This is a genomic window from Streptomyces griseiscabiei (assembly GCF_020010925.1).
GTDB classification, from domain to species: Bacteria; Actinomycetota; Actinomycetes; order Streptomycetales; family Streptomycetaceae; genus Streptomyces; species Streptomyces griseiscabiei.
This window is the reverse complement of record NZ_JAGJBZ010000001.1, coordinates 205,912-226,673: the sequence shown is the minus strand read 5'-3', so window position 1 is coordinate 226,673 and position 20,762 is coordinate 205,912. Positions and strand designations below refer to the sequence as shown.

16 protein-coding genes are annotated in these 20,762 nt (G+C 71.1%); 8 read left to right on the top strand and 8 right to left on the bottom strand.

What is annotated here, in order from left to right; all coding sequences use genetic code 11:
• Nucleotides 1-34: 34 nt before the first annotated feature.
• Nucleotides 35-481 (top strand): Lrp/AsnC family transcriptional regulator, encoded by a 447-nt coding sequence (locus J8M51_RS00890; protein WP_086759717.1) that lies wholly within the window; start codon nt 35-37, stop codon nt 479-481.
• Here J8M51_RS00890 and J8M51_RS00885 read toward each other — a convergent pair.
• Genes J8M51_RS00885 through J8M51_RS00875 form a run of 3 tightly spaced genes read right to left on the bottom strand, consistent with a single transcriptional unit; the run spans nt 456 to nt 4,457 of the window.
• Nucleotides 456-1,934: an aspartate ammonia-lyase gene (locus J8M51_RS00885; protein WP_086759719.1), complete on the bottom strand. Its 1,479-nt coding sequence runs from the start codon at nt 1,932-1,934 to the stop codon at nt 456-458. The genes J8M51_RS00890 and J8M51_RS00885 overlap by 26 nt on opposite strands.
• A complete protein-coding gene (locus tag J8M51_RS00880) occupies nt 1,931-3,367 on the bottom strand; it encodes an aldehyde dehydrogenase family protein (RefSeq protein ID WP_256965710.1) in 1,437 nt (478 codons plus the stop codon). The genes J8M51_RS00885 and J8M51_RS00880 overlap by 4 nt, the downstream gene beginning before the upstream one ends.
• Entirely contained in the window at nt 3,360-4,457 is a 1,098-nt protein-coding gene (locus J8M51_RS00875) for a homoserine dehydrogenase (RefSeq protein WP_086759721.1), read from the bottom strand. Before J8M51_RS00875 ends, J8M51_RS00880 begins: the two co-directional genes overlap by 8 nt.
• Before the next feature lie 248 nt (nt 4,458-4,705).
• Here J8M51_RS00875 and J8M51_RS00870 point away from each other — a divergent pair, with 248 nt between their 5' ends.
• The 4 genes from J8M51_RS00870 (at nt 4,706) to J8M51_RS00855 (ending at nt 9,438) form a co-directional block, all read left to right on the top strand.
• Nucleotides 4,706-5,515: an IclR family transcriptional regulator domain-containing protein gene (locus tag J8M51_RS00870; protein ID WP_086759723.1), complete on the top strand. Its 810-nt coding sequence runs from the start codon at nt 4,706-4,708 to the stop codon at nt 5,513-5,515.
• A gap of 185 nt (nt 5,516-5,700) precedes the next feature.
• Nucleotides 5,701-7,356, top strand: a complete 1,656-nt coding sequence (locus tag J8M51_RS00865; RefSeq protein WP_267298892.1) for a serine/threonine-protein kinase — start codon at nt 5,701-5,703, stop codon at nt 7,354-7,356.
• Entirely contained in the window at nt 7,353-8,237 is an 885-nt protein-coding gene (locus tag J8M51_RS00860; protein WP_267298891.1) for a hypothetical protein, read from the top strand. Before J8M51_RS00865 ends, J8M51_RS00860 begins: the two co-directional genes overlap by 4 nt.
• A 664-nt stretch (nt 8,238-8,901) precedes the next feature.
• Nucleotides 8,902-9,438: a hypothetical protein gene (locus tag J8M51_RS00855; RefSeq protein ID WP_086759501.1), complete on the top strand. Its 537-nt coding sequence runs from the start codon at nt 8,902-8,904 to the stop codon at nt 9,436-9,438.
• A gap of 92 nt (nt 9,439-9,530) precedes the next feature.
• Here J8M51_RS00855 and J8M51_RS00850 read toward each other — a convergent pair whose 3' ends face one another.
• The 4 genes from J8M51_RS00850 to J8M51_RS00835 are packed head-to-tail and all read right to left on the bottom strand — an operon-like array spanning nt 9,531 to nt 13,913.
• Nucleotides 9,531-10,520 (bottom strand): sugar-binding transcriptional regulator, encoded by a 990-nt coding sequence (locus J8M51_RS00850; RefSeq protein WP_086759539.1) that lies wholly within the window; start codon nt 10,518-10,520, stop codon nt 9,531-9,533.
• 41 nt (nt 10,521-10,561) lie between these two features.
• Nucleotides 10,562-12,061: an FGGY family carbohydrate kinase gene (locus J8M51_RS00845; RefSeq protein ID WP_086759503.1), complete on the bottom strand. Its 1,500-nt coding sequence runs from the start codon at nt 12,059-12,061 to the stop codon at nt 10,562-10,564.
• Nucleotides 12,058-13,035 carry a transketolase family protein gene (locus tag J8M51_RS00840; protein ID WP_086759506.1) on the bottom strand — a complete coding sequence of 326 codons (978 nt, stop codon included), beginning with the start codon at nt 13,033-13,035 and terminating at the stop codon, nt 12,058-12,060. The genes J8M51_RS00845 and J8M51_RS00840 overlap by 4 nt, the downstream gene beginning before the upstream one ends.
• Nucleotides 13,032-13,913 (bottom strand): transketolase, encoded by an 882-nt coding sequence (locus tag J8M51_RS00835; protein WP_086759508.1) that lies wholly within the window; start codon nt 13,911-13,913, stop codon nt 13,032-13,034. Before J8M51_RS00835 ends, J8M51_RS00840 begins: the two co-directional genes overlap by 4 nt.
• A gap of 166 nt (nt 13,914-14,079) precedes the next feature.
• On the opposite strand from J8M51_RS00835, the gene J8M51_RS00830 reads away from it, so the two are divergent.
• From J8M51_RS00830 to J8M51_RS00820, 3 genes are all read left to right on the top strand, one after another.
• The gene (locus tag J8M51_RS00830; protein ID WP_086759510.1) at nt 14,080-15,069 is read left to right on the top strand and encodes a sugar phosphate isomerase/epimerase family protein; all 990 of its coding nucleotides are present in this window, start codon (nt 14,080-14,082) and stop codon (nt 15,067-15,069) included.
• A gap of 84 nt (nt 15,070-15,153) precedes the next feature.
• Entirely contained in the window at nt 15,154-16,914 is a 1,761-nt protein-coding gene (locus J8M51_RS00825) for a DUF5605 domain-containing protein (protein ID WP_086759512.1), read from the top strand.
• 40 nt (nt 16,915-16,954) lie between these two features.
• Complete coding sequence (locus tag J8M51_RS00820; RefSeq protein ID WP_086759514.1) at nt 16,955-17,926, top strand: NAD-dependent epimerase/dehydratase family protein; 972 nt, start codon at nt 16,955-16,957, stop codon at nt 17,924-17,926.
• Between the two features lie 49 nt (nt 17,927-17,975).
• On the opposite strand, the gene J8M51_RS00815 is transcribed toward J8M51_RS00820, so the two are convergent.
• Nucleotides 17,976-20,207 carry an alpha-L-fucosidase gene (locus J8M51_RS00815; RefSeq protein ID WP_086759515.1) on the bottom strand — a complete coding sequence of 744 codons (2,232 nt, stop codon included), beginning with the start codon at nt 20,205-20,207 and terminating at the stop codon, nt 17,976-17,978.
• Nucleotides 20,208-20,762 lie beyond the last annotated feature (555 nt).

Below are 20,762 nucleotides of genomic sequence, written 5' to 3'. Positions count from 1 at the left end.
GGAGCCTTCGGCCAGTCAGGAGACGGACCGCGCCATGGACTCCATCGACGAGCAGATCATCACCGAACTCACCCGCAACGCCCGGATCTCCCACGCCGAACTGGGCCAGCGCGTACGGCTGTCCCGCAACGCCGTACGCCAGCGCGTCGAGCGCCTGGAACGGCAGGGACACATCGGCGGCTACACCATCGTCCGCCCGTCCTGCGGGCCGGACCGGGCCGCGGTGGCCGCGCACGTCCTGGTCTACCGGGAGGACCGGCTGCGCGGCGGAGACGTCCTCGCCGCCCTCAAACGCATCCCCGAGGTGGTCTCCTGCGATGTCCTCAGCGGCCAGTTCGACCTGCTGGTCAGTGTGGAGGCCGGCTCCCTGGAACGCGTACAGGGCATCTGGGAGCAGATCGCCCAGATGCCCGGTGTACGGGACACGGTGACAGCGCTGGCGCTGTCCCGGGTCGTCAGCCGGCGGCAGCGGCAGCCATGATCCGCAGCGCGGTCTCCCGCTCCAGCAGACCGCGCGCGACGGCGACTTCGATCGGGTCGGTGCCGGTCCGCGACGCCTGCCGGGCCACCTCCGCGGCCGCCTCGTGCCCGATGTGCGGGGCGAGCGCCGTCGCCGCGCCCACCGCGTGGGCGGCCCCGCGCGCGAGGTGCTCCCGGTTGGCGGTGACACCCGCCACGCACAGCGTGCGCAGCGCGGAGCAGCCGCGCGCCAGCCAGACGATGTGCTGCAGCAGCAGATGCCCGATCAGCGGCTCGAACGCGTTCAGCTGCAACTGTCCGTTGTCGGCGGCCATGGTGATGGAGACGTCCGCGCCGACGGTCGCGAACGCGATCTGGTTGACCATCTCGGGGATCACCGGGTTCACCTTCCCCGGCATGACCGACGAACCGGCCTGGCGCGGCGGCAGGCCGATCTCCGCGAGGCCCGCACGCGGTCCGCTGGCGAGCAGCCGCAGATCGCTGCACACCTTCGACAGCTTCACCGCCGTCCGCTTCACCACCCCCGACACCAGCAGGAACACACCCGTGTCCGAGGTGGCCTCCACCAGGTCCGCGGCCGGTGTCACGTCGAGCCCGGTCAGCGCCCGCAGATGCCGTACGACCGCGGCGGCGTAGCCCGGTTCGGCGGCGATGCCCGTGCCGATCGCCGTCGCGCCGAGGCTGGTCTCGGCCAGCAGCGGCAGCGTCTCGCCGATCCGGGCGACGTCCTCGGTGAGCGTCACACCGAAGGCCGCGAACTCCCGGCCCAGCGTCATGGGCACGGCGTCCTGCAACTGGGTCCGCCCCACCTTCACCACCGTGGCGAACTCCTCGCCCTTGGCCGCGAACTCGGCCGCCAGCAAGGTGAGTTCGGTACTCAGCTCGGACAGCGACGCACTGATCGCGATCCGCAGGGCGGTGGGATAGGTGTCGTTGGTGGACTGGCAGCGGTTGACGTCGTCGAGCGGGTCCAGGTGCTCGTACCGTCCGCGCGGGTGACCCAGGTGCTCCAGGGCGAGGTTCGCGATCACCTCGTTGGTGTTCATGTTGGTGCTGGTGCCCGCACCGCCCTGGACGACGTCCACGGCGAACTGGTCATGGTGCCGGCCCTCCGCGACGGCCCGGCAGGCCGCCGCGACGGCCCGCACCTTGTGCGGCTCCAGCACCCCGATCTCACCGTTGGCCAGCGCCGCGGCGTGCTTCACCTGGGCCAGCGCGCGCACGAGATGGGGATGGACCGAGACGGGGACCCCGCTGACGCGGAAGTTCTCCAGGGCCCGAGCGGTGTGCGCACCCCAGTACGCCCCCGAGGGAACCGCCACGTCCCCCAGCGCGTCGGTCTCGATCCGGAACCCGGTGCCGGTACTGGTACCGGTCCGCGACCCGGCGCCGGTCTCCGTCCGCGCCTCGGAGCCGTCCGCGCTCACGACCCGCCCGGCGTCGAACTCGCTCACACCGGCTCCCTGTTGAGGCAGACCACCTTCGGCTGGGTCATCTCCTCGTAGGCGAAGCGCACGCCCTCGCGGCCCATGCTGCCGTACTTGAAGCCGCCGAAGGGCATCGCGTCGAACCGGTAGTCGGACGAGTCGTTGACCATCACGCCGGAGGCGTCCAGCAGCCGGGCCGCGTCCATCGCCCGGTCCAGGGAGGCGGTGAACACGCCCGCGTGCAGGCTGAAGTCGATCTCGTTGGCCCGCTCCACGGCCTCCTCGAAGGAGTCGACGGCCTGCAGCACCACGACGGGCGCGAACGCCTCCTCCCGCCGGACCGAGGACGTGTCCGGCACGTCCTCCAGCACGGTCGGCGCGTACAGACTGCCGCGGCGCTCGTGTCCGCACAGCAGCCGGGCGCCCTCGGCGAGCGCGGCGGCGACCATGGCCTCGGCCGCCCGCGCGGCCCGCTCGTCGATCATGGGGCCGACGTCGGTGCCGCCGTCCGCGGGGTCCCCGGCACGCAGCCGCCGGGTCCGCGCCACGAAGGCGTCCCGGAACGCCGCGTACACCTCGCGCTCGACCAGGATGCGCTGGGTGCCGATGCAGTTCTGCCCGGCCGCCCAGAACGCGCCGGACACACACGCCTCCACCGCCGCGTCCAGGTCGGCGTCGGCCAGCACGACGACCGGGGCGTTGCCGCCCAGGTCCATGGCCAGCTTCTTCAGCCCCGCCGACCGCGCGATGGTCTCACCGGTGCGGAAGCCGCCGGTGAAGGACACCATGCGCACGTCCGGCGCGGACACCACGGCGGCGCCCAGCTCGGCGCCTCCGTTGACGACCGTCACCACCTCCTCCGGCAGCCCGGCCTCCACCAGGGTGTCGACCAGCCGCAGCGCGGACAGCGGGGCGAGCAGCGACGGTTTGAGCACGACCGCGTTGCCGCCGGCGATCGCCGGCCCGAGCTTGTGCGCGACGAGGTTGAGCGGGTCGTTGTACGGCGTGACGGCCGCGATCACGCCCAGCGGCTCGCGTGTGAACCAGCCGAGGCGCCCCTCCGAGCCCGCGAAGGCGTCGAACGGCACCACCTCGCCCGCGTTGCGGCGCGCCTCGGCGGCCGACAGCCGCAGCGTGTTGACGGCGCGACCGGTCTCCTTGCGGGCCTGGACGAGGGTCTTGCCGGCCTCGGCGACGATCAGCCGGGCGAACGACTCGGCACGCTCCTCGATCAGCCGGGCCGCCCCGTCGAGCACGGCGGCACGGGCGGCCCGGGAGAGCCGGCGGGCGGTCTCCCGCCCCGCGCGGGCCCGCCGCATGACGTCGTCCACGGCGTACGCCGGGGTGAGACACACCGAGCCGATGGTCTCGCCGCTGTAGGGGTCGCGCACGGCGGCCATGCCGTCGCCGACCCGCTCGGGGGAGGCCGGACGGGAGCTCAGGACGGTGGTGTCAGACACGGTGGGCCTCCGCGAGGATCTCGGTGCCGGCTCCGGGGACCGCGCCCGCGACGGTCTGCTCGTGGATGCCGATGACGTCGGACAGCAGGGCGTACGCCGTCTCGACGCGTCCCGCTCCCGGGCCGCCGACGGTGACGGTGCCCAGCGGGTCGGTGTGGAAGGCGATGGCGTTGCCGGGGCCGGCGACGCCGGCCAGGGGGTGCCCGGCGGGCAGCGCGACCGGCGCGACCCGCGCGTCCACCGTGCCGTCCGGGCGCCGGGCGGCGGAGCCGACCAGCTTCCAGCGCAGTCCCTCGGCCGCCGCCCGGCGGACGTCGTCGGGGGTGAGGGCGGACAGACCGGTGCAGGGCACGTCCGCGCGCCGCAGGTCGGCGCCGAGCACCTCGTTGGCGAGGATCACGACCTTCAGCTGGACGTCATGGCCCTCGATGTCGGCCGTCGGGTCGGCCTCGGCGTAGCCCAGGGCCTGGGCCTCGGCGACGGCCTCCGCGAAGGACAGCCCCGACTCCAGGCGGCCCAGGACGTAGTTGGAGGTGCCGTTCATGATTCCCTCGAAGCCGTGCACGGACAGCCCGCCGAACATCCGGCGGGCGGTGCGCAGCACGGGGGTGCCCGACATCACGGTGCCCTCGAACTCGAAGGACACCCCGTGCCGCCGTGCCAGCTCCTTCAGCGCCCGCCCGTGCAGGGCGACCGGGCCCTTGTTGGTGGTGCACACGTGCTTGCCGGCCTCGACGGCCCACCGCACGTGCGACAGCGCGGGCTCCCCGTCCGAGGGGTTGGTGAAGGTGGCCTCGGCGACGATGTCGGCGGGCACCTCACGGATCACCCACTCGTTGCGGGGCTCCGGGCTGCCGCCCTCCCACGCCGAGAAGTCCAGCTCACCGGGCGCCACCGCGAGCAGCCCCGCCAGATCGACGCCGCCGCCGTCCGTGCGGACGAGCGATCCGGCCCGCAGATCGGTGATGGCCACCACCCGCAGGGCGAAGCCGAGTTCGGCCTCCAGGGCGTCCCCGCGGTCGGCGATCAGCTCGGCGAGCGCTCGGTTCACCCCGCCGAATCCGATGAGCGCCAGGTCGTATCGGGTCATCCGGACCTCCTCCTTGTCTCCACCGGCGCCACCCGTCCGGCGGCGCGACCATGTACAGCGTCAGGCTCCGGCGGGTCGGCCCGGCCATGCCGAAACGACCGCTACGACTGCCGATGTGCTCCGGTCGCATGCCATGCGTCCTGCGTCCTGCTCCCGGTTGCCTGCGCTCGCGGGGCCCGGACCGTGCGCCCCTGCTGCCCGCTGCCGCCGCCCCGGGCCGGAGATCACCGGCCCGCTATAGTGCGGACGTGACGACGAACGGCCCCTCAAGCGGACAGACGGGCCTGGGGGCGGCCTCCTCACTGCGGATGGCCCTGCGCATGGTCAACACCGTGCTGGACCGCGAAGCCTCCGGCCGGACCGGTTTCAACGTCAGCAGGCTCGCCGACGAGGTCGGAGTCGAGCGCAGCAAGGCGTCACGTACCACGCAGGACCTCTGCGACAAGGGCTTCCTCGAACGCCGCGACGACTCGACCCTGCGCGTCGGCGACGCCTTCTTCACCGCCGCCGCCTCCCTGCACCCCGGCCTGCTCCGCCGCAGCCGCCCGCTCCTGCGCCGTATCGCCGTCGAACACGGCGTGGGCGCACGTCTCTCCGTCCGCGACGGCGTCCAGGTCAGGCTGCTGCGTGCCGAGTCCGCCGCGGACTTCGCCAGGGAGTGGCAGGGCCGAGCGGGCCTCGTCACGCCGTGCTGGTGCACCGGCGCGGGCCGCGCGCTCCTCCTCGACCACACCGCCGAGGAGATCTCCACCCTGCTCGACGACTACGAGCTGATCGGCGTCGGCGGTCCCAACGCCGCCCACTCCGCCGGGGAACTGGCCGCCGCCAACGACCGCGACCGTCTGCGCGGCGTCGTCGCCGCGCACGGCGAGTTCGAGCACGGCGTCACCGAGTACGCCGTACCCGTGCGCGACACCGGCGGCCGTATCCGCGCGGCCGTGTCCGTCGTCGGCAGACAGCAGGACCTGCTCTCCCGCGAGCGCACGATGCGAACCGCCCTCACCACGGCCGCCGCCGCCCTGGCGGGCTCCGTCGACGACGGCGCCACGGGCCGGTAGGACGCGCCCCACCTTCCTGTCACGTGACCGCCGGGAGATTCCGGGACGGTGGTCCCTTCCCGGCGGCTTGCCGCTCGGGGGATGGTTTTCCGCAACCGATGTGGCTGAATATGTGTCTCTCATCGCGCGATGTGGTGGTTCGCCAGAGGGCGGGGCTCTGGCGCACGGCGGTCTTGGGGGCTGGGATGAACACATGGGCGTTGCCCGGATACACCGAGTCGTTCGTGCTCGGGTCGGGGGCGAGCGGGCGGGTGGTCCTCGCCGTGCACGAGGAGACCGGTGTGCCGGTGGCCGTGAAGTACCTCAGCGAGTCGCTGTGCACCCGGCCGGGTTTCGTCCGTGACTTCCGGGCCGAGGCCCGGCTGCTCGGCGGGCTGGAGAGCCCCTTCGTCACCGAGCTGTACGAGTACGTGGAGAGCCCGGACGGCGCCGCCATCGTGATGGAACTGGTGGACGGTGTCTCGCTGCGCGCCGTACTGCGGCGGGAGGCCGAGCTCGGCCCGGAGGCCGCGCTCGTCATCCTCAAGGGATCACTGCTCGGTCTGGCGGACGCGCACCGCGTCGGTGTCGTCCACCGCGACTACAAGCCCGAGAACGTCCTGGTCGCGCCGGACGGGTCCTCCAAGCTGGTCGACTTCGGTATCGCGGTGGACGCGGGCACCAGAGCCGGTGTGGCGGGCACCCCCTCCTACATGGCCCCCGAGCAGTGGACCGGCGCGCCCGCCTCTCCGGCGGCCGACGTGTACGCGGCCGCCGCCACCTTCTTCGAGTGCCTCACGGGCCACAAGCCCTACCGCGGCGACAACATGGCGGCTCTGGCGCTGCAGCATGTCGACGCGCCCGTCCCCGCCGACGAGGTACCGGAAGCGGTCCGTGAGCTGGTGCGCCGAGGTCTGGCGAAGGACCCGGAGGAACGGCCCGCGCAGGCCGAGGAGTTCGTCGGGGAACTGGAGGCGGCGGCCCTCGCCGGCTACGGGCCCGACTGGGAGGAACGCGGCCGTGGGCGGCTCGCCGCGCTGGTGGCCCTGCTGCCGCTGCTGCTGCCCTCGGCCCACGGCGACCCGAGGACCACCACGGACACCGCCCGCACGGTGCTGCGCCAGGAGCCGGGCCGCGGCGGCGCCCAGGCGTGGCTGCCCGGCCCCTCCGGCATGCTCGTCTCCGGTGCCGCACTGCTCCTCGGAGCCGTCCTCACCTTCGGCCTCCAGCACGCCCCCGGAGCCGACACCGGGCAGGTCGCCCAGGCCCTCGCCACCACCAGTGCCGAGGGGAGCACACAGACGGCGGCACCCCCGGCGCCGACGGACTCCGCTTCCGCTTCCTCGTCCCCGACACCCACCGACTCGGCGAGCGAGTCGTCCTCTCCCACCCCGTCGCCGTCGGACACCGCGCTCACCCCCACCGGTGAGCCCTCGTCCACCGTGACCACGGACGGGAGCACGGTCACGACCGAGCCGGGCGGCGCGACCACCACCCCGCCACCGACGACGACGTCCCCCGCGCCGGTCACCGCCCCCGCCGTCAAGGACGTCTCGGTGTCGGGTTTCCGGCAGACCGGTCCGGCGACCGCCACGGCGACCATCGACGTCGTCACGGACGGCACCGGACCGATCTCCCTCACCGTCTCGTGGTCCGTAGGCGACGCGCCAGGGCGGTTCGGTACCCCGGACGGCGTGTCCCAGACCTTCGAACGCAGCGGCGCCACCCGGTACACCCTCACCGTCGACCACACCTTCCGCGGTACCGGCTGCTACTGGTCGGTGCAGGCCACGACCACCCCGACCGCCGCCGACGGCGGCGCCTCGCAGCAGCTCCTGACCAGACGGTGTGTCATCGGATGACCGCGTACGACGAGGACCGGACACCCCGGCCGGCGGGGGCCGTCGAGCCCACGCTCACGGAGACCGACGAGCCCACGCTCGTCGAGGCGGGCGAGCCCACCCTGGTTCTTCCGGCCGCCCACGAGTCCGCCCCCACCCTCTTCCTGGGCTCCACCCCGCATGCCGGCTCCGGTCGCGTCCCCGGTGCCGAGGCGGGCGCGGGCACGGCCGACGCCGAGTACAGCGCCACCGTGCTGGCCAGCCACTGGATCCAGCGACCCGAACCCGACGAGACCCTCGCCGAACCGACCGTCGTCCAACCGACCCTCGCCGAAGCGACCGTCGCCGAGGAGACCGTCGAACAGCCCTCCACAGCCGCGGTGAACGGGGCGACGCCGCCCGATCGCATCGACGGCACGTTGCTGCGCTTCGGCCCCGGCGTGACCAACGTCGTCGCGCAGCGAACCCACCGCACACTGCCCGCCCTCCCGACGCCACGAGTACCCCGGCGCCGACGACTGCGCCGACACGCGCTGCCCGTACTGGTCCTCCTCGCCGTCCTCGCCTTCCTGGCCTGGCAGCGGCTGGGACCGCGTCTCGAGGTCGGCACGGTGACGGTCACCGCCAGGCCCACGGTCCTGAAGTGCGACAGCACCGCGGACATCGTCGCCGTGGTCGCGACGAACGGCCGACCCGGCACGTTCTCCTACCGCTGGATCCGAAGCGACGGCACGCGCTCGGGCGTCCTGGAGGAGGTGGTGGTCCGGGGACAGCGTCAGGCACGTGTGCACCTGCGGTGGACCTTCCAGGGCGAGGGACACCGCTCGGCACAGGCCGAACTGCGCATCCTCTCGGCCGACCCGCGCTCGGCCACCGCCCGCTTCACGTACGACTGTTCCTGACCGGCCCGGCGAGCCTGCCCGGTCGCGCCCTGGCAGTAGCCGTCCACCCTGGCACCGGCGGGAGCGAGGGCGGGCCATGGGCGCCCCGCTCTGTCGGAGGCGGCGGAGCGCGGGAGGTCGAGAAGAGTGCACCCCGGGTGGCCCCGAAAGCCGGCGCAGCGGCCCCGGTGGTAGCAGTTCCAGTAGCTCACGACCCGCCGTCGGGTGCGCGCGAAGAAGGAAGAAGGCTGGGTTGTCCACGATGAACTGCCCGTAGGCGAGGTGGCCGCGGGTGCCGGGCGTGGTGGGATCACGGAGCTCGTCGCCGATGACGACGAGGATCTCCAGGACGTACTCGCCGACCATCTGGACGACGAAGGGGACGATCCACGGGTCCGTGGCACCGACGACCTTCGTGGTAGAGGCGCTCTGGGATCCGGACCAGCCGGCCCTCCACGGCGACCGTGAACGAGCCATGGAGCCGGAGCCGAGAAGCAGGCATCACCGACAGGACCGCCTCGGCGTCACTGGCACGTTCGGCCGGGAACGCCGTGATCAACGGTGGTGCGGCCTGCACCTCCTTTCGGGCACAACAAGCAAGCTCGCTCGCGTGGTGTCGTGGCCCCCGAGACCACGCGGGTGAGCATGTGCGGGCCCAGCCCTGTTTCCACACCGAGGGGATGCGATGCCCGACCGCGCCGACCGTGTCCGTCCCGAGGGCGTCGCGGCACGACACACCCTGTGGCGACAGCCGTCGGAGCAGTGGCTGTTCAGCGGCATCTACGGACTGGTGCTGGCCAGTGCCATGGTCGCCGCGCTGGACTCGACGGGAGACGAGGCCGATCCCGGTGCGGACGCGCTGTGGGTACTGATCACCGCGCTGGCGTCCGCCGCCGCCCATGGATACGCGCACGTCATCGCCCAGCGCGCGTCCGGCGACGGGTCGGCCACCACCAGCAGACTGCGCTCGGTGGTCGCGGAGTGGCCCTTGGTCGCCACCGTGCTGCCCACGGCCGGGGCACTGCTCGCCGCCGTGGCCGGGTGGTGGGCGGAGGACACCGCGGCCGACGCGGCCCTGCTGTTCAACACCGCCGCCCTGTTCGGCCTGGGCACCTGGGCCGCCCGCGCGGCCGGGCGGGGATGGCCGTCCTCGTGCCGGTCGGGAGGCCTGGACATGCTGATCGGCCTTGTGATCATCATGGTGAACACCCTGATCCATTAGTCCCGTAGCCCCGTAGCCCCGTAGTCCTGGGTCGGAAGGGCGTCCGCGCTTCCTCGTGCGCCGCCGCTCGGAGGACTTCGGGCGGCGGCGCCTCAGGGCTCCTGGAGCAGGTGGCGAGCCGTGGCGATGTCGGTGATCAGTGCGGTGATCCAGCGGCCGCGTACCGCGGCGCGTACAGCCGTGTACTTGCGCTCACCGCCGGCGACGGCGATGCGGCGCGGGACCGTACGCAGTTGGTCGACGGAGATGCCGATCGTCCGCTCGCCCAGTCCGGCGTCGACATGGACGCCGTTCTCGTCGAAGAAACGCTGGCAGATGTCGCCCACCGCGCCCAGGGCACGCAGCCGGGCGATCTCTTCCTCGGCCACCGCGTTGCCGCTGAGCTGGAGCAGCGGGGACGGTTCCAGGCTTCCGATGCCCACCAGGACGGCACTGAGCTGCTGCCACGCCTGGCTGACCTCCAGGACCGCCGGATCCCGCAACAGGGAGAGGCGGGCTTCCGCGGAGCCGACGAGCCCGGGGGCGCGGACGAACAGCGGGGTGGCGCCGGTGAGTTCGGCGAGGCGGGCGGTGAGACGGGTCGCCTGTACCTGACTGCGGGGGTCGCCGATACCGCCCATGAGCTGGACCACCTGGGAGGCTCCTGGCGTCTTGGCGTGCTGCATCGTCTGCACCGCGGCCAGCAGTGTCTCGCTCCAGGTCGAGACGCCGATCAGGTCGCCAGGGCGGAAGGCGGTCTCCAGATGGCTGGCGGCCGCCGATCCGAGTCCGCGCAGCAGCGTGGCGGCGTGTTCCGGCTGGTCCTCGTCGTCGAGGACCACGACGTCGGTCAGCTGGTAGCGCTCCGCCAGGGCGTCCTCGACGTCGCTGTGGATGCCGGGCGGTGAGATGACGACGGTCCGCACCACGCCTTGGTCCGCCGCGGAGCGCAGCAGCCGTGAGACGCTGGCCTGGGACAGGCCCAGGGCGTCGGCGATGTCGGCCTGGCGCATGCCGCGTTCGTGGTACATGCGGGCCACGCGCACGATCAGCCGCAGTTTGTCGACGGATTCGCCGCTGGTGAGGTCAGAACGCTGGGACACACCCCGCACCCTACTGACCCCGGGCGGTCGTGGCGGAGCCGTCATGGCGACAGCTCCGTGCCCGGCGCCGCCGTGGAGGTCGTCCTCGCCCGTGACACCGCCTCGTGCCAGGCGCTCAGACGGTGGGCGCGCCGTGCGGGCGACCACTGGGGGTGGTAGAGGTCCGCCGCACCCGTCGCAGCGCTCAGGTCCTCCTTGGAGAGCAGTCCGAGGGAGCGGCCCGCGAGGTGTGCCGCGCCCAGGGCGGACATGGCGCGGGCACGGGGGCGGTGCAGGGTCCGTCCCGAGATGTCCGCCTGCAGTTGCATGAGCGTCGCGTTGCCGGTGGGGCCACCGTCGGCGAGCAGGGTGGTGACCGGGGCGCCCGGGGCGTCGAGCCCGGCCACGACGTCCTCGACCTGGAAGGCGATGGACTCGAGGGCGGCCCGGGCGAGTTCGGGCAGGCCCGCCGCGAAGGTGAGTCCACAGACGAGCCCGGTGGCCTCGTTGTCCCACCAGGGCGCGCCGAGTCCGCCGAAGGCCGGGACGAGGTGCACGCCCGCGGCGTCCGGCGCCGCCCGTGCGGCGAGGTCGGCCTCGTCGGTGCCGAACAGGCCGGCGAGCCAGCGCAGTGTGGCACCGGAGGAGCGGATGTTTCCTTCCAGGGCATAGGCGGGTGTGCCGTCGTCCCAGGCGATGGTCAGACAGAGGAGCGAGTCTTCCGCCTGTGTCGGGGTGTCGACCAGACCCATGACGGACGAGCCGGTGCCGTACGTCACCTTCACGGTGCCGGGTGCGCGGACGCCGTGACCGAAGAGGGCGGTATGGGAGTCGCCCAGGACGGCGCCGACCGGGGTGCCGTCCGGCACCGCCGACAGCCCTCGTACGGCGGGGAAGGGGCCCGTCGAGGCCATGATCCGGGGCAGCACCTCACGGGGTACGCCGAAGATGTCCAGGAGTCGTTCGTCCCAGTGCCGGGTGCGTAGGTCGAGGAGCTGGCTGCGGGAGGCGTTGCCGATCTCGATGAGGTGGTCGGTGTGCCCGCTCAGCTTCCACAGCAGCCAGGAGTCGACGGTGCCCAGGCACAGTTCGCCGCGCAGGGACCGGGTGCGGTCAGGGTCGTACGTGTCGAGGAGCCACCGCGCCTTCAGAGCGGTGAACATCGGGTCCAGGGGCAGGCCGGTCGTCGTGCGGACGAACGGGCCGACTCCTTCGGCGAGCAGCTCGGCGCAGGCGGGAGCCGTGCGGCGGTCCTGCCAGCCGAGCACCGGGCCGAGCGGCTGTCCGGAGGACCGTTCCCAGAGCAGGCACGACTCCCGCTGACTGGACACGCCGATGCCGGCCACCTGGGTGCCGTCCCGGCCGGCCAGGCACACCTCGACGGCCCGGGTCACGCTGCGCCAGATCTCCTCGGCGGACTGCTCCACCCAGCCGGGGTGCGGGTGGGCGGCGCCGATAGGTACGGACGCCGAGCCCACGACGGACCCGGCGCCGTCGATCAGCAGGGCCTTGGTCGCGGAGGTCCCCTGGTCGACGGCGACAAGGAGCGGAGCGGGCGTCATGACGCCGAGGATGGCAGACCGAGGGCTTCGCGCGCGGCGCGGTGCATGGCGTCGGCGGTCAGCCCGAAGTGCTCCAGCAGACCTTCGGGGCTGCCGGTCGGCGCGAAGCCGGACACGCCCAGCAGCCGCAGCGGGACGGGGGAGTGCCGGCCGGTGAGCGAGGCGACGGCCGCGCCGAGGCCGCCGCTGACGGTGGCCTCCTCCGCGACCACGAGTGCCCGGGTCTCGGCGGCGGCCCGCAGGATCGCGGCCTCGTCGAGGGGGGCGACGAAGGGGGTGTTGAGCACCCGGGCCGAGATGCCCTCGACGGCCAGCCGGTCGGCGGCGATCAGCGCGCGCGGGACCATCGTGCCGATGGCCACGAGGGTGACGTCGTCTCCCGCCCGCAGGGTCAGCGCACGCCCCGGTGCGAAGGGGGCGCCGGGAGGAGTCACGTCGGGCACCTTGAAGCGGGGGATGCGGAGATAGCTGGGTCCGTCGTGGGAGTGGGCCCAGCGGACGGCGTCGCGAGTCTGGGCGCGGTCGGTGGGCACGACCACGGTGAGGTCGGCGACCGCGCGGAGCCAGGACAGGTCTTCCACCGAGTGGTGCGTGGGCCCGAGTTCGCCGTACGCCAGGCCGGGGCTCTGGCCGCAGAGGATCACCTTGTGCCCGCTGTAGGCGCAGTCGGCCTTGATCTGTTCCAGCGCGCGGCCGGTCAGGAACGGGCCGGCCGCGGAGACGAACGGCACCTGGCCGGCGTTGGCTAGGCCGGCCGCGACGCCCACCATGTTCTGTTCGGCGATGCCGACGTTGATCAACCGGTCGGGGAAGGCGTCCCGGAATCCGGTGAGATTGCTGGAGCCCACGGAGTCGTTGCACACCACGACCACGCGGCTGTCCTCGCGTGCCAGTGCGATGAGTTCCTCCGCGAAGACCTGTCGGCAGTCGTGCGTCGGCGCGGTGGCGAGGGGGCGGGCGACGGTACCGGTCATCGGGTCAGCTCCTCTACGGCTGCGCGTACCTGGTTCGGGTCCGGCACCTTGTGGTGCCATTCGGCGCGGTCCTCGATGAACGAGACACCCTTGCCCTTGACGGTGTGGGCGATGACGGCGACGGGGCGCCCGCTCGACGGCGGGGCGAAGGCGGCGAGCAGGGCCGCATGGTCGTGGCCGTCCGTCTCGCGCACCTCCCAGCGGAAAGCCGCCCACTTCTCCGGGAGCGGATCCAGACCGACCGTCTCCTCGGTGCGGGCGCCCTGCTGCAGCCGGTTCCGGTCGACCACGGCGTACAGCCCGGCCAGCCTCTGGTGCCCGGCGGTCATCGCCGCCTCCCAGTTGCTGCCCTCCTGCAGTTCGCCGTCGCCGAGGACGACCACGGTCCGGCTGCCGTCTCCACGCAGCCGGGCGCCGAGCGCGCAGCCGACGGCCACGGGGAGGCCGTGCCCGAGGGGGCCGGTGTTGGTCTCGACACCGGGCACCTTGCGGCGGTCGGGGTGCCCGTTCAGGGCGGACGAGGCGGTGGTGAAGCCGGCGAGTTCCGCCCGCGGGAAGTATCCGCAATGGGCGAGCGTGGCGTAGAGGGCGGCGGCGGAGTGGCCCTTGCTCAGGATGAACCGGTCGCGTCCGGGTGCGTCGGGGTGCTCCGGATCGACGTCGACGACGGCTCCGAAGAGCGTGGCGAGGATGTCGGTGACGGAGAAGTCGCCGCCGATGTGCCCCATCCCCGCCTTGTCGATCATGTCGAGAACCATGAGGCGGATCTCCGCGGACATGGTGCGCAGCCGCTCGACTGTTTCGTCAGGGCGCTCGGACAGGAGTGCGCGCCGTAGTCGGCGGAACTCCGCGGCCGCGTCCGGATCAGCGGTCAGCATTCGTGAATATCCATTCAGTACCTGATATCTATGACGCCGTGATGGTGGAGGGTGGGCGTGGCGGCCGTCAACCCCCTGTTGGGGGCCTTGACAGTCGGCCGAGTGCCGACCTAGCGTCCGGTCAGCCGAAAGGGAATGCAGTGAATAAACATTCAAGAGGTCGCGTATGAAGCCCGGGACAGCCTCCGCCGACCGCACGTTCACCGGCGGTATGTGGACCTTCGGCCGCATCATCGACCGCTACGCCACCGACGGCTACGGGCCGACCGTGTCGACCCTGCGGGCCATCGAACTGGCCGCCGCGTCGGGTCAGTTGGTCGGTCTGGACCTCAACTACCCCTTCGACGAGGGGGTGACCGTCGACGACGTCGGCAAGGCCCTCACCGCGCACGGCCTGACGGCCGTCAACATCACGCCGGTGATCTACGACCGCGGCTTCCGCAGCGGCTCGTTCACCAGCGCCGACGCCTCCGCCCGCCGACGCGCCGTCGAACTCGCCCATGAATCGGTCGAGGTGGCGGGCCGCCTCGGAGCCCGCTACGTGAAGTTCTGGCCCGGCCAGGACGGTTACGACTATCCCTTCCAGGTCGACTACGCCGAACTGCGCCGCCACGCCATCGAGGGGATCCGGGACGTCGCCCGGAACTTCCCCGACGTCACCTTCGCCATCGAGTACAAGCTCAAGGAGCCCCGCAACCGTCTCTTCTGGTCGACGGCCGCCACCAGCCTGCTCGCCATCGAGCAGATGGGCGTGGACAACGTCGGCCTGGTCGTGGACTTCGGACACTCACTCTTCGCCAAGGAGAACCCCGCCGAAGTCCTCACCCTCGCCCACTCCATGGGCCGCCTCGTCGACATCGAGCTGGACGACAACTACCGCGAGTGGGACGACGATCTGACCGCCGGCGCGCTGCACCTCGTGGAGACCCTGGAGTTCCTGCACGTCGTCCGGCAGATCGGCTGGGACGAGCCGCTCAAGCTGGACCTCTTCCCCTACCGGGAGGACCCGGCCGACGCCGTCCGTGAATCCGTCGCCACGCTGCGGGCCCTGGAGGACAAGGCGGCCCGTCTGCCGCTGGGCGAGCTGCGCGCCGCGCAGTCCGCGCACGACGCGATGGCCGTCCAGCGCATCGTCCGGACCGCACTGCTCGGCTGAGGCCGTCGGCGACCAGTCAGGCCGGCCCCGCGACCCCTTCTTCCGCACACCTTCACGTTCTCGAGAAAGCCCAAGGAATCCGGTATGACCTACGGTCCCGACTCCGTCCTCGGCGAGATCCTGCGCGACGAGCAGGCCGGAGCCGTGGTGCGCAGACACCTGCCCCGCCTCGACGACGAACCGACGCTGGTCCAGTTCCGGCACGGAACGCTGCGGCAGGTGCTGAACTTCATGCCGCGGCTGCAGTCCGACCCCGAAGCGCGGGCCGCGCTCTACGCCGATCTCGCCACCCTCCCCGAGACGGTCCGCGAGCCGTCGGCCCTCGCCGCCGAGGCGGACCCCGTTCCGTCCGCCGACTACGAACCGGCCGATGTGCCCGTCGGCAGCGCCCGGTGTGTGCGGGAGGAAACCGCCACGCGGTGGCGGACGTTCGAGCTGGAACTGCACGGTCCCGACCACGGGAACCCCTTCACGGACGTCGCGCTGCGGGCGGAGTTCCGCCACGGCGACCGGTCGCTGACCGCGCACGGTTTCTACGACGGTGAGGGGACCTATCGCATCCGCTTCCTGCCGGACGAGGAGGGCACCTGGACCTTCCGTACGACGAGCAACGCCCGGTCCCTGGACGCGATCACCGGGTCCCTCCACTGCGGACCGGCCCGCACCGGCGACCACGGGCCGGTACGCGTGCACGAGACGTTCCACTTCCGTCACGCGGACGGCACCCGGTACCAGCCGGTCGGGACCACCGCCTACGCCTGGACACACCAAGGCGAGGAACTGGAGGAGCAGACCCTCCGGACGCTCGCGGAGAGCCCGTTCAACAAGATCCGGATGTGCGTCTTCCCGAAGTCGTACACCTTCAACACGAACGAACCGCCGCTGTACCCCTTCGAGGGGACGCCCGAGTCGGGCTGGGACCTCCGCCGTCCGAACCCCGCCTACTTCCGGCACCTCGAACAGCGGATCGCCCAGCTCGGCCGGCTCGGCATCCAGGCCGACCTCATCCTCTTCCACTCCTACGACCGCTGGGGCTTCTCCGAGATGAGCCCGGCCGCCGACGCACGCTATGTCCGCTACCTGGTCTCCCGGCTGGCCGCGCTGCCCAACGTGTGGTGGTCCCTGGCCAACGAGTACGACCTGGTGTGGTCCAAGGACACCGAACACTGGCACCGCACCGCGGCGGTGATCCGCGCGCACGACCCCCACGGACACCTGATCAGCGTGCACGAGTGCATCGACATCTGGGACAACGCCGCCGACTGGGTCACCCATTGCAGCATCCAGAAGCCCACCGAGAACACGGCGGAATGGCGGTCCCGGTGGGGCAAGCCGGTGCTCGTGGACGAACTGGGCTACGAGGGCGACATTGAACACGGCTGGGGCAACCTCACGGCCGAGGACATGATCCGCCGTTGCTGGGAAGGGGTGGTCCGCGGCGGATACGTCACCCACGGCGAATGCCACCTGGCCGACGACGACGTGCTGTGGTGGGCCAAGGGAGGTGTTCTCAAGGGCGAGAGCGCGGCCCGTATGGGATTCCTGCGCCGGATCCTCGAAGAGGTCCCCTCCGACGCGGCCGGCATCGCCCCGCTACCGTCGCCCTGGGACTTCCCGGTCGGAGGTGTCAAGGAACGCCAGCTGCTCATCTACTTCGGCGCCCGCCAACCCCGCCGACGGGCGTTCACGTTTCCTCCCGGCGTCCGCTACCGGGCGGACGTCATCGACACCTGGAACATGACGGTCACCGAACTGCCCGGCACGTACGAGGCGGATTTCACCCTCCCGCTGCCGGGCCGGCCGTACATCGCGGTCCGCTTGCGGGCCGAGGAAGACCGAGGATGATGCAAGCACTTCGCCTGGATCGCTGGGAGATCGGACAAGCATGAGGGTCGCTGTTATCGGTGGGAGTGGGCACATCGGCACATTCCTCGTCCCCCGCCTGGTGCGAGCCGGCCATGATGTGATCAACATCAGCCGTGGCACGCGCACCGCCTATACCGAAGCCTCCGAATGGCAGCAGGTGCGCCAGGTCGTCGCCGACCGTGAACAGGAGGACGGCGAGGGCACCTTCGGCGACAGGGTGGCCGGACTGAAGGCCGACGTCGTCATCGACCTGGTGTGCTTCACCCTGGATTCGGCCCGCGCCCTGGTGGAACGGCTGCGCGGTGAGGCCGGACACCTGCTGCACTGCGGCACCCTGTGGCGCTACGGCCCCAGTCAACAGCTGCCGATCTCTGAGACGACGGGTACCGCTCCCGTCGGCGAGTACGGAATCCAGAAGGACCGGATCGCACGGATGCTGAAGGAGGAGACGGCCTCCGGGGGACTGGTGACCACCTCGCTGCACCCCGGGCACATCGTCGGTCCCGGCTGGCATCCGATCGGTCCGGTGGGCAACCTCGACCCCGCGGTCTGGTACGCGCTCTCGGCCGGGGAGCCTCTGCGGATTCCGGGGATCGGCGTCGAGTCGATGCATCATGTGCACGCGGACGACGTCGCACAGGCCTTTGAACGAGCCGTCGAGCACCGCGGCGCGGCGGCGGGGGAGGACTTCAACGTCGTGGCGCCCACCGCGCTGAACGTGCGTGGCTACGCGCACACGGCAGCCGGGTGGTTCGGGCAGACCGCGTCGCTCGAACCGGTGACCTGGGAGCAGTTCCGCCGGACCACCGCCCCGGACCAGGCGGAGGTGAGCTGGGAGCACCTCTACCGCAGCCACTGCCTCACCATCGAGAAGGCCAGGACCCTGCTCGACTACGCGCCGCGCTACGCACCCGAGACCGCCGTGCTCGAGTCCGTCCGCTGGTTGATCGACCACGACGAACTGAAGGTGGCACGCCCGCTCGTCGACTGACGGAGGGGCGGCGGCCCCTGCCCGGCAGGGGCCGCCGCACCGGGTTCGCTCACAGCGCGGTGAACGTCCACAGCAGGTTGGTGCTGCTGTTGAAGCTCCACTGCTTGGCGTTGGAACCGGAGGAGACGTTGCCCCCGCCGTCCAGCGCCATACCCGTGGTGCGGTTGGTGAGGGAGTACCGGCCGTCACCGCGATAGGTGATCTTCCACTGCTGGTTGGTGTGGCCGTTCCACTCCAGTTGCCTGCACGCGGTGCCGTTGGCGGTGGCACCCCAGCCGTCGGCGACCATGCTGTTGGCGCGGTTCTCCAGCTTGTAGTAGCCGTTGCCGAGGTCGACCGCGTGCCACTGCAGGTTGTTGCTGCCGTCCCAGGTCCACTGCTTGAGGTTGGAGCCGCCGGTGGCGCTGCCGCCGCTGTCCAGGGCCAGGCCGTTGGTGACATTGGTGATGCGCAGCCAGGCCGACGGGTTGAGGACCACCTTCAGCGAGGTGATCCTGTCGTTGTTCCCGGTGGTGCGCAGATCGCTGTTGTCGGCGCCGAACGTCCACGACGTACCGCTGAAGTCGTCACCGGAGTAGCCGATGACCTGGTGTCCAGGTGCCACACGAAGCGAGGAGACGCTGAGCGGGGGCACGCCGGCGGAGGTCAGCTCGTCGGCCGTGTAACTGCCCAGGGCGAGCACCGCGGCGTCACCCGCGTAGTTCACGTTGGTGTGGGCGACGGCACCGGCTAGGGGCTTGAGACCCGGTATCTCGCCGGAGAAGCTGAGCTTCAGCACGTACGCGTGGGCGGAGAAGGGGGCGGAGGAGGGCAGGGTCACCTGCAGCCCCGACGCGTTCTGTGTGGGGTTCGCGAGGTTGATGTACGTGCCGGCCGTGGAGTCGAGCAGCTTGGCCGAGGTCAGCGAGCCGACGTCGATCCGGCCGGAGCCGAGGGTCTTGATCTCCAGGGAGCTGCCGGGCCAGCCGAGGACGGTGGCGTACAGGACGTTGTTGGCCTTGTTGCGGGTGAAGCGGATGTCCTGCGCGGTGCCCGTCGTCGGCTGGGAGAAGGTGGCACCGCCCATCTTCGTCGGACCCTCGCCGTACGCCGTCCAGGCCCGCGTCGAGTACACCGACTCGCCGAAGCGCCCGAGGTGGTCGCCGATGCCGAGCAGGATGTCGCGCTGGGCCTGGGGGATGGTGCCGTCGGCCTTCGGCGCGATGTTGAGCAGGACGTTGCCGTTCTTGCTGATCCGGTCGAGGAACGAGTGCACCATCTGCTTGACGCTGTAGTAGCCGATGCCCTCGGTGTAGCACCAGCTGGTGCTGGAGATGCTCTCGTCCGTCAGCCAGTAGGGTGCCGTGAGGTCGGCGGGACCGCCGCGTTCGTAGTCGAAGACCGCGCCGTGGCTGTTGAAGCCGTCCTTGTAGGTGGCGACGACCTCCTTGCCCCAGCTGTTGGCCTGGTTGTAGTAGTACGACAGGAACTTCAGCCGCTGTGTCTCGTCGACATGGTCCAGTCTGAAGTCCTGCCACAGGATGTCCGGTTCGGCCCGGTCGACGACATCCTTGAGCTTGTCGTACCAGAGCTGGTTCTCCTGGGCTGAGCCCAACTGCCCGTAGAGCTTCTTCAGGCTCGGGTCCGACTGCGCCGGCGCGAACTCGAAGAAACCGGTGTAGTTGTAGGCGTGGTGCATGGCCACGAGCAGCTTGAGGTTCTTGGCGCGGATGGCGTCGGTGAACAGCTCCAGCAGGTCCAGATGGGGGCCCTTGTCGACGGAGTTCCACTCGTTGACCTGGCTGTCCCACATCGAGTAGCCGTCGTGGTGCTCGGCGACCGGCCCGGCGAACCTCGCCCCGGCGTCGGCGAAGAGCTGTGCCCACTCGTCGGGGTCGAAGTTGCCGCCGGCCGACTTGAGCTTCGGCGCGAACTCCTTGTGGTTGCCCGCCAGATCGTTCGCCCCGTTGATGAAGTTGTGGTACGGCCACGAGGAGGGGTTGCCGTACGTGGCGACGTGGTGCTGCTTCGCCGCGCTGTTGTTCTGGTACATGTGGCGCGGGTACCACTCGCTCTCGAACGCCGGCACGCTGAACACACCCCAGTGGAAGTAGATGCCGAACTTGGCGTCCTTGAACCACTCGGGGGCCGCCGGGTGCTGGTCGACCGAGTCCCATGAAGGTGTGTAGGTGGACGGGGCCGCGTGCGCGGTGCCGGAGCCGATGAGGCCACCCGCGACCGCGGCGGCCGCGACACCTGTGGCGCAGGCCAGGAAAGCACGTCTGTTGATGGGCCTTGACATTGCAGGAACCTCCGTAGTCGTTGCGTATGCCCGCTATGCCGGTGTCGCGGTGTGAACTCTTCGGAGCGTCAGCCGCCGATGGAAGTGGCCCTTCCCGCAGTTGAGCCGATGGGGAGTGGCGACCGGTCGAGGAACGGCAGAGATCCCGCTGTCCCGAATCCGTCGACGGCGAGCCCCGTCGCGCACCACGGGGCCCAGGGGCCCGAGGACGGAAACGGCACCCGCGTACCAGGAGGAGACACGGCACACTCGCGGAGCTCGGGCACCAGATGTTACGGAAGAAGTTCGTCCACGTAAGCCCCTGATGTCAACAGGTATGCAGGGATGAAAGACGACCAATGGTCATCCCTTATGGGCGAATTGCTCACTTTCGAGCTGTTTGTCATGCCGGAAACATGGCATGTCTGCACGGCGGAGCCGACACTCGGGCGCACGCACCCCCCTCGGTCGGGTCGGCAACCCCCACATCCCCGACATTAATGGGATGCATTCTCAGGACGGGCGCCGCTAGAGATGTGATGACCCACCGCTCCGACCAGCCAATTCCATCAAAAT

Coding starts and splice junctions, on each gene's coding strand:
- J8M51_RS00890 (WP_086759717.1), top strand. CDS start 35: ATGGACTCCATCGACGAGCAGATCATCACCGAACTCACCCGCAACGCC.
- J8M51_RS00875 (WP_086759721.1), bottom strand. CDS start 4,457: ATGACCCGATACGACCTGGCGCTCATCGGATTCGGCGGGGTGAACCGA.
- J8M51_RS00830 (WP_086759510.1), top strand. CDS start 14,080: ATGAAGCCCGGGACAGCCTCCGCCGACCGCACGTTCACCGGCGGTATG.
- J8M51_RS00825 (WP_086759512.1), top strand. CDS start 15,154: ATGACCTACGGTCCCGACTCCGTCCTCGGCGAGATCCTGCGCGACGAG.
- J8M51_RS00835 (WP_086759508.1), bottom strand. CDS start 13,913: ATGCTGACCGCTGATCCGGACGCGGCCGCGGAGTTCCGCCGACTACGG.
- J8M51_RS00840 (WP_086759506.1), bottom strand. CDS start 13,035: ATGACCGGTACCGTCGCCCGCCCCCTCGCCACCGCGCCGACGCACGAC.
- J8M51_RS00820 (WP_086759514.1), top strand. CDS start 16,955: ATGAGGGTCGCTGTTATCGGTGGGAGTGGGCACATCGGCACATTCCTC.
- J8M51_RS00855 (WP_086759501.1), top strand. CDS start 8,902: ATGCCCGACCGCGCCGACCGTGTCCGTCCCGAGGGCGTCGCGGCACGA.
- J8M51_RS00860 (WP_267298891.1), top strand. CDS start 7,353: ATGACCGCGTACGACGAGGACCGGACACCCCGGCCGGCGGGGGCCGTC.
- J8M51_RS00865 (WP_267298892.1), top strand. CDS start 5,701: ATGAACACATGGGCGTTGCCCGGATACACCGAGTCGTTCGTGCTCGGG.
- J8M51_RS00815 (WP_086759515.1), bottom strand. CDS start 20,207: ATGTCAAGGCCCATCAACAGACGTGCTTTCCTGGCCTGCGCCACAGGT.
- J8M51_RS00845 (WP_086759503.1), bottom strand. CDS start 12,061: ATGACGCCCGCTCCGCTCCTTGTCGCCGTCGACCAGGGGACCTCCGCG.